Consider the following 13,039-nt stretch of genomic DNA (forward strand, 5'->3'; position numbering starts at 1 on the left):
GCAGGGTCGACGTACTACCCTGGGTCGACGGTCGCACCGGGGGGCGCGGCACACCCGCCGCCGACCGCGAGGAGGACCCGTGGCATCCCACCGGACAGGCGACACCCGCATCGTCGGGACGACGGTCGACGGCCGGTACACGATCGAGGAGCTCATCGGCCGAGGCGGCATGGCCACGGTCTACCGGGCGCGCGACGGCGTCCTCGGCCGCTCCGTCGCGCTGAAGATGTTCGCCCCCGGCATCGACGACGCGCAGGACCTGCAGCGCAAGGCGTCCGAGATCCGGCTGCTCGCGGCCCTCAACCACCCCGCCCTCGTCACCCTCTACGACGCGCACGACGGCGGCGACGACACCAACGGACAGGCCTACATGGTGATGGAGCTCGCCGAGGGCCCGAGCCTGTCCGAGCGGCTCGCGGAGGGCCCGGTCGCGCCGAACGACGTCGCCTCGATGGCGGGCGACCTCGGCGAGGCGCTGCACACGGTCCACGCGGCCGGAGTCGTGCACCGCGACGTGAAGCCGTCGAACGTCCTGCTCGTCCCGAGCCCGCTGACCAGCCGCGAGTTCCGCCCGAAGCTGGCCGACTTCGGCATCGCCTCCCTCATCGACGCGACGCGGATCACCGCCCCCGGCACTCTCATCGGCACCGCCGCCTACCTCAGCCCCGAGCAGGCGCACGGCGATCCGGTCACCTCGGCGAGCGACATCTACTCCCTCGGCCTGGTGCTCCTGGAGTCGCTGACCGGCCGCCGCCCGTTCACGGGCTCGGCGATCGAGGTGACGCTCGCCCGCCTGCTCCGCGATCCCGAGGTCTCGGAGTCGCTCGGCAGCGGCTGGACCTCGCTCCTGACCGCGATGACGCGGCGCGAGCCCGATGAGCGCCCCGCCGCGCTGCAGGTGGCGGAGTCGGCGCGCCGCCTGATCGATCCGCGGCGCGACTCCCCGCCTGCGGCCATCGTCGTCCCCGACGTCCCCGCCACCCGCGTGATGTCGACGGAGCCCCTCCCCGAGACCGAGCAGATCACGCGGACGGAGGCTCTCGACCCGACCCGCCGGCTCGCGACCGACCCGGCCACGGAGGCGATCGCTCCGACGCAGCGCTTCACGGCGACCGAGCGGATCGCTCCGGCCCCGCAGGCCGCTCCGGCCCCGCAGACCGCTCCGGCGCCGCAGACCGCTCCGGCGCCGCAGACCGCTCCGGCGCCGCGCACGGCCCCGCTCCGCTCCGCGTCCGCGGCTCCGCAGCGCCGCGGCCCGAGCCCGTGGCTCATCGTGCTGGTGCTCGCGCTGGTCGCGGTCGCCGTCGGGCTCGCGATCATCCTGATCGACGGTCCCCAGTCTCCTCTGCCGCAGGTGGACGGCGAGCTGGGCGACCACCTGCGTCAGCTGCGCGAGAGCATCCGCTCGTGAGGGGCCTCCGACTGCGCGCCGCCGGCGCCGTGCTCGCCTCGGTCCTGCTGCTGAGCGGCTGTTCCTCCGCGCCGCAGGGCATCGACGACGGCACCGCCCGGACCCTCGACGACGCGGTGGTGGCCGTCGCCGAGAAGGCCTCGGCCGACGACTACCAGGGCGCCCTCACCGAGCTCGCCGCACTGCAGTCGGCGCTCGACGCCGCGCTCGCCGAGGGCTCGGTCAGCTCCGACCGCGCGGCGACGGTGCAGACGCAGGTCGACGTCGTCCGCGGCGACCTCGAGTCCCTGATCGCGGGAGCCCCGGAGCCGACGCCCGCCGAGACGACGGCGCCGGCTCCCGAGGAGACGACCCCGGTCGAGGAGGAGCCGGAGGACACTCCCGCTCCCGTCGAGACCGAGGACGACCCCGCGCCCTCGCCCGAGGAGTCGGAGCCGGAGGAGACGCCGACCGAGCCGGAGGAGCCCGCGGAGGAGACCCCGGCCGCTCCCGGCGACGACGCTCCGGGCGGCAGCGGCGACGCTCCGGGGAACGGCGGCGACGCACCGGGCAACAGCGGGAACGCTCCCGGCAACGGCAACGGCAACGGCAACGGCAACGGCAACGGCAACGGCAACGGCAACGGCAACGGCAACGGCAACGGCAACGGCAACGGCAACGGCAACGCGGGCGGCAACGGCAACGGTCCCGGCGCTCGCGGCGCAGCGACCGGAGTCGGCGCTCCCGCGGGCAGCGGTGCCGCGCCCGGGGCCGCGAAGGGCCCCGGCGGCCGCTAGAGCGCTACTCCTGCGTCGAGAGCACGACGAACGCGGCGTCGAGCTCGACGTCCACGTCGGTGCCGTCCTCGCGGGTGACCTCCACCTCGAAGACGTGGTCGGCGTCGTCGCTGCGCTCTGCCTCGGTGATCGTCCCCGAGCCGACTGCGCCCAGCGCGGCCTCGCTCGCACGGGCGAGGTCGTCGCCGGTGAGGTCGTCCGGATCCACGGCGGCCGCGGTGGGGTCGCCGCCGCCGGCCGGGGCGACGGCGTCGCCGGAGCCCGCCTCGAGAGCGCGGTCGTCGGGGTCGACGGACACGACGGCGAAGGAGTCGTCGAGGCGCACCTCGTACTCGAGGCCGTCGCGGCCGGTCAGGTCCAGCTCGTAGCCGGTGGCGCCGTCGTCGTCGCGCTCGGCCGAGGTGACGGTCCCGCCACCGATCTCGGCGAGGGCTGCCTCGCTCGCGCGGTCCAGGTCGCTGCCGGTGAGGGAGTCGGATCCCTCGAAGCCGTCGGTCGCGGCGTAGGCGATGCCCGTCCCGGCTCCGATCAGCACGACCGCTCCGGCGATCCCGGCGATGATCTTCGTCTTCTTCTGCACGACGGCTCCGTCCCGGCGCCGCTCGTCGACGCCTCCAGCACTCTCGCGGTCGGGCGCTGAAGCCAGCCTGAAGCGCCCGCTCAGCGGACGAGCGGCACCCGCACCTCGACCCGGGCGCCGCCCAGCGCCGAGTCGCCCACGACGACCCGTCCGCCGTGCGCCCGGGCGATCCCGGCGACGATCGCCAGGCCGAGCCCCGATCCTCCGGCGTCGCGCGCCCGGCCCTCGTCGAGGCGGACGAAGCGCTCGAGCACCCGCTCGCACTCCGCCGCCGGGATCCCCGGTCCGTCGTCGTCCACCGCGAGCACCGCCTCCGCTCCGTCGATCCGGGTCGAGAGCGCCAGCTGCGAGGAGCGGTGCCGCATCGCGTTGTCGACGAGGTTCCGCAGCGCCCGCGAGAGCAGGGATCCGTCGGCCACCGCCTGCACGGGCGAGATCCCGCTCGCGTCGACTCGGGCTCCGGAGTCGCGCAGGCGCCGCACCTCGCCGAGGGCGAGGTCGTCGAGGTCCACCGGGGCCGCCGCCACGGCCAGGCGCGCCTCGTCCGCCCGGGCGAGCAGCAGCAGGCCCTCGATCAGGCCGCCGAGCCGCACCGACTCCTCCGCGACCGTCCTCGCCAGCCGGGCGGAGTCGAGCCGGTCCGGGTGCGCGAGCGCCACCTCCGCGGTCTGGCGCAGCGCCGCGACGGGGGAGCGCAGCTCGTGCGAGGCGTCCGAGACGAAGCGCCGCTGCCGCTCCTGCCCGTTCTGCAGCCGATCGAGCATCCGATTGAGGGTGTGCGCCAGCCGGTCGACCTCGTCGCCGGAGCCGGGGGCGGCGATCCGGCGGTCCAGGGCGGAGGAGGTGACCGCCTCGGCCTCCGTGCGCATCCGCTCCACGGGGCGCAGCGCCCGGCCGACGACGAGGGCGCACACCACCGCCACCAGCGCGATCAGCAGCGGGACGGCGACCGCGAGCAGTCCGATCGTGGTGGACACCGCCTCCTCGCGGCCCTCGTCGGGCACGCCGACCACCACGAGGGAGTCGTCGTCGAGCCGGCGGGCGGCGACCACCACCGGCCCCTCGTCGTCCACGTCGACCGTGACCGGGTCGTCGCTCTCGGCCCGCGCGAGCGGAGGGAGGTCCTCCGCGTCCTCGCCCGCCGCGGCGACCCGCCCGTCCACCACGAGCTGGACCAGTCCCTCCGAGCCGCGGACCGCCTCCGGCCCGCCCTGCTCCACCAGCGCCGCGACCCGCTCCGCCTCGGCGTCGGCGGCGGAGGCGGTGCTCGAGGCGAGCACGGAGGAGAGGACCAGGACGAAGAGCACGCTCCCGAGGAGCGCGGCGGCGGCCACCACGGCGGTCGCGGCCGCGGTGATGCGGGTCCGCAGGCTCCGGCGGCTCACCCGGCCACCAGCGTGTAGCCCGCCCCGCGCCGGGTGCGGAGGGTGTCGCGGCCGAAGGGCCGGTCGATCTTGTTGCGCAGGGTGCGGACGTACACCTCGACGATGTTCGGGTCGCCGTCGTAGTCGAAGTCCCAGACGGCTCCGAGGACGTCCCGCTTGGAGACGACCTCGCCCGTCCGCGAGACGAAGTACTCGAGGACGCTGAACTCGCGCGCGGTCAGCGGCACGGCCACTCCGCCCCGCTCGACGCTCCGGGAGGCGGGATCCAGCACGAGGTCGCCGACGACGCGCACGGTCGGCCGCTCGGCGGCTCCGCGGCGGATGAGGGCGCGCAGCCGCGCGACGAGCACCGGGAACGAGAACGGCTTGGTGAGGTAGTCGTCTGCTCCGGTGTCGAGGGCCTCGACCTGGTCGAGGTCGCCGTCCTTCGCCGTGAGCATCAGGATCGGGGTCCAGTCCTCGGCGGCGCGCAGGCGCTCGCAGACGCGGAACCCGCTGAGGTCCGGGAGCATCAGGTCGAGGACGATGGCGGCGTAGTCGGCCTCCTGCGCGTACCAGAGGGCGTCGGTGCCGGAGGTGGCGGTGTCCACGGCGAAGCCCTCGGCCTCCAGGCCCGTCTCGAGGGCGCGGAGCAGGTTGATCTCGTCGTCGACGACCAGGATGCGGATGGCGGCCTCCCCGGGCTCGGCGCGCGGAGTCCCGCGCGAGCCCAGGCTAGCCGCGGGCCCGCTGAAGCCCGCCTGAAGCTCCGGCGGACACCCGCGTCCCGCCGAGGCGCCGGCTCCCCGCCGGGACACCGGCCGGAGCGCGGTGGTCCGCCGGGACGCGCGGCGCCTGGGCGCGAGCGCGGGTCACTCGTCGCGGTCGGTGTACTCGCCCTCGCCCTCGGCGGAAGTGCCCGCGGCGCTGGTGTCGACGTAGCTGCCCTTGTCGGCGGTGGCCTGCTCGTTGACCGAGGTGTCGACGTAGCTGCCCTCGGCCTCGCCGGCGGTGTGCGAGACGCCCTCGGTCGAGGTGTACTCGCCGCCCTCGGTGTCCTCGGTGCTCGTGCCCTCGGCGACGTGACGGCCGTGGCCGGCGGTGTGCTCGTCGTGACCCTCGTGGTGGTCGTGGTGCTCGTGACCCTCGTGGTGCTCGTTGTCGTGGTCGTGGTGGGCCATGGCGGCCTCCTCGCTTCGTCGCGTCGGTGCGCGGTCGGATCGGCCGCGCTCGCTCCGAGACTTCTGCATCGCGGGCGGGGGTGCAAGACGTGGCGGCTGCACATCCGTGCCGCGCAACTCCTACCGGCGCCGGATCCGTCCGCCTAGCCTCCGAGGATGAGCAGACCCCCTCGCACCCGCTGGAGCGTCATCGGCCAGCTCGGCCCGGCGTTCGACGACGGCGGCCCGATGCTGCTGGTCGAGGCCCGATCGGCCTTCGGGCGCCGCCCGATGCACCGCGCGAAGGCGCAGCTGCTGCTGTCGGCGCTGCGCCACCGGGCCCGCGAGCTCGGCGACCGCGCCGAGTACGTCCGCTCCGAGACCTTCGGCGAGGCCCTCGCCGGGCGCGACGATCTCGAGGTCATCGATCCGCCGACCCGCGGCGGCCGCCGCCTCGCCCGCCGGCTCGGCATGAGCGTCCTGCCCAGCCGCGGCTTCATCACGGCCGAGGAGGACTTCCGCGAGTGGGCGCTCGCCCGCTCCGGCAAGCGCCTGCTGCTGGAGGACTTCTACCGGTGGAGCCGCGAGCGCACCGGCGTGCTGATGCGCGGCGACCAGCCCGAGGGCGGCCGCTGGAACTACGACCACGACAACCGCCAGCCGCCGCCCAAGGGCGCCTCCCGGCTCGGCCTGCCCGACCCGTGGTGGCCGGAGGAGGACGACGTCGACGAGGAGGTGCGCGCCGACCTGGCGCGCTGGGAGGCCGAGGGAGCGGTCCGACTGGTCGGTGCGGACGGTCCGCGCCGCTTCGCCGCGACCCCGGCCGAGGCCGAGGCGGCGCTCGCCGACTTCGTGTCGTCGCGCCTGGGCGACTTCGGGACCTACGAGGACGCGATGCTCTCGGGCGACTGGACGATGGCGCACTCGCTGCTCAGCGCCCCGATGAATCTCGGCGTCCTCGATCCGCGCGCCGTCATCGACGCGGCCGAGGCCGAGTACGCCGCCGGCGGCGCCCCGATCGCGGCCACGGAGGGCTTCGTCCGCCAGATCCTCGGCTGGCGCGACTACGTCTGGAACCTGTTCTGGCACCTCGGCCCGGAGTACCGGAACCGCAGCCGGGCGCTCGGCGCCTCCACGCCGCTGCCCGCCGAGCTGCTCGCTCTCGACCCGAGCGGCATCGAGGCGAACTGCCTGCACGAGACTCTCGACGACGTGCACCGTCACGGCTGGGCTCACCACATCCAGCGCCTGATGGTGCTCGGCAACTGGGGACTGCAGCGGGGCTGGGACCCGGCGGAGCTCAACGACTGGTTCGTGGACGTCTTCGTCGACGGCACGGAGTGGGTGATGCCCGCGAACGTGATCGGGATGTCCCAGCACGCCGACGGCGGCGTCGTCGCGACGAAGCCCTACGCGTCGGGCGGCGCGTACATCAACCGGATGTCCGATTACTGCGGCGGCTGCCGCTTCGACCCGAAGGTGCGCCTGGGCGAGAACGCCTGTCCGGTGACCGCCGGCTACTGGGCCTTCCTCGACCGGGCCGAGCCGGTCCTCCGCGGCAACCACCGGATGGCCCAGCCCCTCGCGGGCCTGCGCCGCCTCGCGGACCGGGAAGCAGTGGTCGACCAGGAGCGCCGGCGCGAGACGTACTGACGCGGGGCCGGCGGCGCGCCCGCCGCTACTCCGCGCGCACGAAGCGCGACACGGTGACCGCGACCGTCACCGCGGTCGTCCCCTCCATTGCCGCGAGTCGAGCGTCCAGCGCCTCGGGGTCCACGTGGTGGGCGCTCGGCCCCATCAGCACCTCGGCGCGCAGCTCGTCGACGCTCATCAGCACTGCCGTGTCCAGCTCGATGCGCTCCCCGAGCGCGAACCCCGCCAGCTGCTCGTCGAGCCGCTCAGCCTTGCCGGCGTCGATGCCGAGCATCCCGAACCGCTCGCGGATCTCGTGCAGGTGCCGCTCGCGCGGAGTGACGACGACGGCGACGCCGCCAGGACGGAGCACCCGCCGCATCTCCGGGGCGTTCCGCGGCGCGAAGACGGTGAGCAGCGCGTCGGCGGAGGCGTCGGCCAGCGGGAGGGGCTGCCAGAGGTCCGCGGTCGCGATCGCCGCCCGGGGGTGCGCGCGGGCGGCGCGGCGGGCGGCCGGGGCCGAGAGGTCCAGGCCCAGCCCGTCCGCCGCCGGATGCGCGTCGAGCACGGCCGCGAGGTACGCCCCGGTGCCGCAGCCCAGGTCGACCACGAGCCGCGCGTCGCCGGGGACGGCCGCGGCGACCGCGTCCTGGATCACCCGGTAGTGGCCGGAGCCGAGCAGGTCGGCGCGGGCCTGCACCATCGCCGCGGTGTCGCCCGAGGTCGCGTGCCTGCCGCGCAGCAGCGAGGCGTAGCCCTGGCGGGCGAGGTCTGCACTGTGCCCGAGAGGGCAGCGGAGCGAGGAGGGCCGGGGGAGCGCATCGGGGGCGAGTTCACCGCCGCAGACCGGGCAGGCGAGGGCGGGCAGCACCGTCGATCCGGGTCGGGCGCCCGGATCGAACGCGCTCACTCCGCGACGGGCGCGCGGGCCCGCATGGCGGTGACCGCCGCGTTCAGCGTCGCGATGGCCGGCACGGCGAACAGCGCCCCGGCGAGCCCGGCCACCTCGAGCCCGGTCGCGACTCCGAGGACCACGGCGAGCGGATGCACCTTCACGGCGGTCCCGAGGATCAGCGGCTGCAGCACGTGCCCCTCGAGCAGGTGCACCAGGATCACGACGCCGACCATCACCAGCGCGGCGACCGGCCCGCTGAACAGCAGCGCGACCAGCGCGGCGAGCGCACCGGTCACGATCGCGCCGAGGATCGGGACGAACGAGCCGAGGAACACCACGATCGCGATCGGCACGACGAGCGGCAGCTGCAGCGCGAGCGCGCCGATGCCGATGCCGACGGCGTTGATCCCGGCGACGCCGAGCTGCGCGATCACGAACTGGCTGAGGGTCCGCCAGCCGGCGGCACCGCCGCGCTCCATCGCGGGGCGCGCGCGGCGGGGGAGGAGGCGGAGGAACCAGTGCCAGATCCGGCGGCCGTCGAGGAGCAGGAAGATCAGCGAGAACAGCGTGAGCAGCGTCCCGGCGAAGACCTCGGCGAGCTGGGAGCCGACGGCGAGGGCTCCGGACGCGATGGTCGACGCCTGCGCGTCGGCCCAGTCGACCGCGCGCTGCGCCCAGTCCGAGAGCTGCACGTCCGAGAACGACAGCGGCGGGCTCCGCAGCCACGCCTCGACGCCGTCGACCGCGTCGAGAGCGCGCTGCCCCACGCCGCTGAAGCCGGAGCGGGACTGCACGACCACCAGCCCGACGAGGCCGGTCAGCAGGAGGAGCATCAGGACGATCGAGACCAGGACCGCGAGCGGGCGGGGGAGCCGCAGGCGCTCGAGCCGGTTCCGCAGCGGGGTGAGGAGCGCGGTGAGCAGCAGGGCGATCAGCACCGGCACGACGATCACGGGCAGCAGCGAGACGAGGCGCACGAGGAGGTAGAGGAGACCGGCGACGGCGAGGAACCGCCACGACCAGGCGGCGGCGATCCGCATGCCGGTCGAGACGTCGCCCGAGGCGTCGTCGGGCGAGTCCGAGGGCACCGGAGCCGGGACCGGAGCCGGGGGAGCGGCGTCCGCCGTCGGGGTCGCGGCAGTGCCGTGCCGCTCGTCGCGCGCTCGCCGTCCCCGCATGACCCCTCCGATCCTCTCGCAGTGTACGGCGGAGCGGGCGTCCGGGACCGGGAGGGAGCCCGGGAGCGCCACGCCTGGACGGATCGGCGCGCCGGACGTGTCGGCAGCGGCTCGTCGGGCGGGCGGAAGGCGCCCGTTCGCGCCGTCTCCGTCCCGTTCCCCGCCTCGGCCGCGGGAGGCCCGTCCTCGCCGGTAGCGTCGCGCGGGTCGGTGCCGAGCGAGGAGGCGACGGATGGTGGAGGCGGTTCTCGCGATCGCCGCGTGGTGCGCGGGCGCGGTGCTCGTCGTCAGCGGTGCCCTGAAGCTGGGCCGCACGGAGCGGTTCCGGGTGAGCCTCGAGGCGCTCGGGGTCCCGCCCCTCCTCCGGCGCCGCGGCTGGTTCGCGGCCGCCTTCCCCGTCGTCGAGATCGCGCTGGGCGCCGCAGTGGTGCTGGCGCCCGCTCCGCTGCACCGTGCCGCCCTCGTGCCGGTGGCGCTCCTCGACGCCGTGTTCCTCGTCGTCGCCGTCCGCGCGGTCCGCGCCAGGGAGGACGTCGACTGCGAGTGCTTCGGCGGCCTGGGCTCGGCGCGGATGACCGGACGCACCGTCGCGAGGAACGCGGTGCTGCTCGTGCTGGCGGTCGCCGGGGCGCTCGGCGGGCTCGCTCCGGCCGCGCTGCTCGGCGGCGGCGGGGCCTCGGCGGCGGCGTCAGGCCTCGCCGCCGCGCTCGCCGCGGTCTCGCTCGCGCTGGTGCGCGACCGCCGTGCGGCGTCGACGGCCGCTCGCGTCCGGGCGGCCGCCCGCTTCTCCGCAGCCGACCGGGGGTCCGCGCCGGGGCCCGCGCCCGAGGGCGACCTCTCGGCCGCCGACCTCGCGTTCGTCACGGTGGCCGGCGAGCTCCTGACGCTCGAGGAGCTGTCCCGCCCGGCGACGCACCTCGTCTTCTTCTCGCCCTCGTGCGCCTCCTGCCACGAGCTCGTCGAGCGCTTCCGCTGGTGGCCCCACGGCCTGCGCCCGGGCGAGGAGCTGCTGCCCGTCCTCCTCGGCCGCCGTGAGGACTTCGCGGTGCACGCCGTCTACGGACCGCTCGTCGACCACGCCCTCTACGACCCGGAGGGCCGCGTCGCCGCCGTGCTCGGCCGAGCGGGGACGCCGGGACACGTGCTGCTCACGCCCGGGCGTCCGCTCGGCGACGGCTGGACCTCGGGAGCCTCGTCGATCGAGGCGCGCGTGCTCCGTCCCGGATTCCTCGCCGAGCTGCAGGCGGGCGATCCGGACCCGGCTCCGGCGGCGGGCGGCGCGGCACCGCCGGGGTGACGACGGCCGACCGACGGCGGGCGGCCGGGCTCAGCGGCGCTCGAACTCGCCGGACATCGAGCCGTGCACGGGGTGGGCGGGATCGTCGCCGACGGCGCGGGCGGGGTCGTCGATCTCGACCGCTCGGGACGGAGTCTCCTCGTCGCTCGCGTCGAGGCCGAAGCCGTCCTCGAGCAGCTCCTGGGCGATGCGGCTCGAGAGGCCGCTCCTCTCGCCCGGTCCGGGGTCGCTCTCCGGGTCGACGGGGGCGGCGAACGCCTGCTCCAGTCCGGACGCCGGCATCCCGGCGTCGTCGATCGAGTCGGCTCGCCCGTCGGAGGGTCCTCGTGCAGGTCTCGGCATGCGCCCGAGCGTAGAGGACCGGCTCCCGGAGGTCGATGCTCCGTCGAGCAGTGCCCTGCCGCCTGGGCGCCGGGTCAGTCGTGCAGCGACCAGGAGTGGGGAGCGACCTGGACGCCGCCGACGGTCGCCGTCTCGTCGCCGAGGTTCAGCGCGAGCCGCGCGGTGCGTCCCTCCCGGCCCTCCGCCACGAGCAGCACGGCGGTGTTGGAGAGGTCGACCGTGCGGGTGCTCGCGCCGACCAGCCACGGATTCCGTCGGCGGAACGCGATGACCTCCTGGTGGGCCCGGTACGCCTCCCCGCCCGGCCACTCGGCGGGATCGGCCGGGAACTCGGGGCGGATCGCGTCGTCGCCGCCGATCCGCTCCTCCTTGACGCCGCGCAGGCCCCGCTCGTCACCGGAGTAGATGCTCGGCACGCCGGCGACGAAGCCGAGGATCGCCGTGGCGTGGCCGTGGTGGCGCTCGTCGCTGATCGCGCTGGCGATCCGGGTCACGTCGTGGTTGCCGAGGAAGGTCAGGGGCAGGAACTCGCGGACGAACTCGTCGTGGCGCTTCAGCGACCAGGCCAGCTCGAAGAGGTTCGCCTCCTCGAGGGAGTTGCGGACGGCCTTCCAGAGCTCGTACTGCGTGACCGAGTCGAGCCCCGACTCCCGCACGTAGCCGGAGTAGTCGCCGTGGATGACCTCGCCGACGAACCAGGCGTCGGGGAAGCGCCGGCGCACGGGGTCGATCGCTGCGTGCCAGGCCGCCGGCGCGACCGCGTACGCCGCGTCGAGCCTCCAGCCGTCGATGCCCCGCTCGAGCCAGTGCGCGAGCACGGAGGACACGTGCTCCGCGACCTCGGGGTTCCCGTTGTCGAGCTCGACCAGGGCGTCGTGGCCCTCGAACACGTCGACGCGGAGGCCGTCGACCTCCTGCGACCGCTCGCTGCGGGAGAAGCGCGCCGCCTCGGAGGAGCCCTCGCCGGCCGCGACCGCGGCACGCCACCAGGGGTGCTCTCGTCCCACGTGGTTGAAGACGCCGTCGAGCAGAACGCGGATCCCGCGCTCGCGGCACGCGGCGATCAGCGCGTCGAGGTCGGCCTCGTCGCCGAGGCGCGGATCGACCCGGAAGTGGTCGACCGTGTCGTAGCCGTGAGTGGAGGAGGCGAAGACCGGCCCGAGCAGCAGCCCGTTGCAGCCCAGCGCCAGCAGGTCGTCGAGCCAGGGCAGCAGAGCGCGGAGGCGGTGCTGCGGCTCGTCGTCCGGACCCGGACCCTCCGAGGCGCTCGCCTCGGCGCCGGTGAAGCCGAGCGGGTAGACGTGCCACCAGATCGCCGTCGAGATCCAACCGTCCGTCTGAGCCATCGTGGCCGTCCTCCCGGCCCGCTCGGGCGCGGGCCGCCGTCACTGTAGCGAGGCGGGCTGGACCGGAGCCGCGCCCGCTCACGGGCCGGGCCGCAGGGAGGCGATCCAGGCCAGCACGGCGAGGCCCGCCCGCACGGAGGCGGGTGCCGTGACGGAGCAGACGAGCAGCGCGAGAGCCGCGCAGGCGAGCCCGGCCACCGCGCTCCTCCGCTCGCCCGTCCACCGCAGCGCCCGCACGGACGCGGTCACCGCGACGACCGCCACGGCGACCGCGGGGAGCGCCCAGAGCGGATGCACGGAGGACGCGAGCGCGAGCAGGCCCAGCGCGAGCGCCGCGAGCCCGGGCTCGTACGGTCGACGGGCGGGAGGGTGCAGCCGCGGCGGGCGGGGGAGGCCCGAGCCGGCCGGAGCGGGTGGAGGAAGGAATGCCGTCGTCGTCATGCGCCGATCCTCGTCAGGCGGTGGGCCCCGCGGAGAGGCGATCGGCGGATCGGTGGACGAGGGGCGCCGAGCGCCTCCTGTGGAGGGACCGACCGGCGCGATCGGCGTCGTTCCGGGCGTCTCGAGGTCGGAATCGCCGGAGATCCGGGGCGGGGCTGGTAGGTTACCGACGGTCCGACCGGTTGAGGACGTCCGTCCCCGGCCGAGGACGATCCATCGAAACCAGCTGTTCCGACAGCGAGAACGTCCTGGGAGGACACTCCATGGCTGACAAGTCGCTCAACCGCACCGAGCTCGTCGCGAAGATCGCCGCCGACTCCGGCCAGAGCCAGGCCGCCGTCAACGGCGTCCTCGACTCGCTCTTCACCACCCTCGCCGACTCCGTGTCGAACGACGTGAAGGTCACCATCCCCGGCTGGATCGCCGTCGAGCGCACCTCCCGCGCCGCGCGCACCGGCCGCAACCCGCAGACCGGCGAGACCATCCAGATCGCCGCCGGCCACTCGGTCAAGGTCTCCGCGGGCACCAAGCTCAAGGCCGCCGCGAAGTAGTCGCGCCCTCCGACACGGCCCCGGCATGCGCCGGGGCCGTCGTCGTCCGCGGACGCGGCCGCCGAT

14 protein-coding genes are annotated in these 13,039 nt (G+C 75.3%); 5 read left to right on the forward strand and 9 right to left on the reverse strand.

Annotated elements, in window-relative coordinates; genetic code table 11:
- Nucleotides 1-79 precede the first annotated feature (79 nt).
- Both C5C24_RS06780 and C5C24_RS06785 read left to right on the forward strand, forming a co-directional pair.
- Nucleotides 80-1,411: a serine/threonine-protein kinase gene (locus C5C24_RS06780; protein WP_258065074.1), complete on the forward strand. Its 1,332-nt coding sequence runs from the start codon at nucleotides 80-82 to the stop codon at nucleotides 1,409-1,411.
- On the forward strand, nucleotides 1,408-2,187 hold the full coding sequence (locus C5C24_RS06785) for a hypothetical protein (RefSeq protein WP_104304594.1): 780 nt from the start codon (nucleotides 1,408-1,410) through the stop codon (nucleotides 2,185-2,187). The genes C5C24_RS06780 and C5C24_RS06785 overlap by 4 nt, the downstream gene beginning before the upstream one ends.
- Before the next feature lie 4 nt (nucleotides 2,188-2,191).
- On the opposite strand, the gene C5C24_RS06790 is transcribed toward C5C24_RS06785, so the two are convergent.
- The 4 genes from C5C24_RS06790 to C5C24_RS18230 form a co-directional block, all read right to left on the reverse strand.
- Complete coding sequence (locus C5C24_RS06790; protein WP_104304595.1) at nucleotides 2,192-2,767, reverse strand: PepSY domain-containing protein; 576 nt, start codon at nucleotides 2,765-2,767, stop codon at nucleotides 2,192-2,194.
- Nucleotides 2,768-2,847: 80 nt separating this feature from the next.
- A complete protein-coding gene (locus C5C24_RS06795) occupies nucleotides 2,848-4,152 on the reverse strand; it encodes a cell wall metabolism sensor histidine kinase WalK (protein ID WP_104304596.1) in 1,305 nt (434 codons plus the stop codon).
- Nucleotides 4,149-4,820 carry a response regulator transcription factor gene (locus C5C24_RS06800; protein ID WP_104304614.1) on the reverse strand — a complete coding sequence of 224 codons (672 nt, stop codon included), beginning with the start codon at nucleotides 4,818-4,820 and terminating at the stop codon, nucleotides 4,149-4,151. The genes C5C24_RS06795 and C5C24_RS06800 overlap by 4 nt, the downstream gene beginning before the upstream one ends.
- Nucleotides 4,821-5,003: 183 nt before the next feature.
- Nucleotides 5,004-5,312 (reverse strand): hypothetical protein, encoded by a 309-nt coding sequence (locus tag C5C24_RS18230; protein WP_104276262.1) that lies wholly within the window; start codon nucleotides 5,310-5,312, stop codon nucleotides 5,004-5,006.
- A 156-nt stretch (nucleotides 5,313-5,468) separates the two neighbouring features.
- On the opposite strand from C5C24_RS18230, the gene C5C24_RS06810 reads away from it, so the two are divergent.
- Nucleotides 5,469-6,944, forward strand: a complete 1,476-nt coding sequence (locus tag C5C24_RS06810; RefSeq protein WP_104304597.1) for a cryptochrome/photolyase family protein — start codon at nucleotides 5,469-5,471, stop codon at nucleotides 6,942-6,944.
- Between the two features lie 25 nt (nucleotides 6,945-6,969).
- Here the strand turns inward: C5C24_RS06810 and C5C24_RS06815 are convergent, their stop codons facing one another.
- Nucleotides 6,970-7,833 (reverse strand): methyltransferase domain-containing protein, encoded by an 864-nt coding sequence (locus C5C24_RS06815; protein ID WP_104304598.1) that lies wholly within the window; start codon nucleotides 7,831-7,833, stop codon nucleotides 6,970-6,972.
- Nucleotides 7,830-8,996, reverse strand: a complete 1,167-nt coding sequence (locus tag C5C24_RS06820; protein ID WP_104304599.1) for an AI-2E family transporter — start codon at nucleotides 8,994-8,996, stop codon at nucleotides 7,830-7,832. Before C5C24_RS06820 ends, C5C24_RS06815 begins: the two co-directional genes overlap by 4 nt.
- Before the next feature lie 232 nt (nucleotides 8,997-9,228).
- On the opposite strand from C5C24_RS06820, the gene C5C24_RS18360 reads away from it, so the two are divergent.
- Complete coding sequence (locus C5C24_RS18360) at nucleotides 9,229-10,293, forward strand: MauE/DoxX family redox-associated membrane protein (protein ID WP_104304600.1); 1,065 nt, start codon at nucleotides 9,229-9,231, stop codon at nucleotides 10,291-10,293.
- A 30-nt stretch (nucleotides 10,294-10,323) separates the two neighbouring features.
- Here C5C24_RS18360 and C5C24_RS18365 read toward each other — a convergent pair whose 3' ends face one another.
- From C5C24_RS18365 to C5C24_RS06840, 3 genes are all read right to left on the reverse strand, one after another.
- Nucleotides 10,324-10,635, reverse strand: coding sequence for a hypothetical protein (locus C5C24_RS18365; RefSeq protein WP_146082543.1), 312 nt, complete (start codon nucleotides 10,633-10,635; stop codon nucleotides 10,324-10,326).
- 74 nt (nucleotides 10,636-10,709) lie between these two features.
- Nucleotides 10,710-11,981, reverse strand: coding sequence for an alpha-amylase family glycosyl hydrolase (locus tag C5C24_RS06835; RefSeq protein ID WP_104276256.1), 1,272 nt, complete (start codon nucleotides 11,979-11,981; stop codon nucleotides 10,710-10,712).
- Between the two features lie 78 nt (nucleotides 11,982-12,059).
- Nucleotides 12,060-12,422 (reverse strand): hypothetical protein, encoded by a 363-nt coding sequence (locus C5C24_RS06840; protein ID WP_104304601.1) that lies wholly within the window; start codon nucleotides 12,420-12,422, stop codon nucleotides 12,060-12,062.
- Nucleotides 12,423-12,685: 263 nt separating this feature from the next.
- Between C5C24_RS06840 and C5C24_RS06845 the strand changes: the two genes are divergently transcribed.
- A complete protein-coding gene (locus C5C24_RS06845) occupies nucleotides 12,686-12,973 on the forward strand; it encodes an HU family DNA-binding protein (RefSeq protein ID WP_056037903.1) in 288 nt (95 codons plus the stop codon).
- The last annotated feature ends 66 nt before the right edge of the window (nucleotides 12,974-13,039 follow it).

This window comes from Rathayibacter sp. AY2B3 (assembly GCF_002931755.1).
In the GTDB taxonomy this organism is placed as follows: domain Bacteria; phylum Actinomycetota; class Actinomycetes; order Actinomycetales; family Microbacteriaceae; genus Rathayibacter.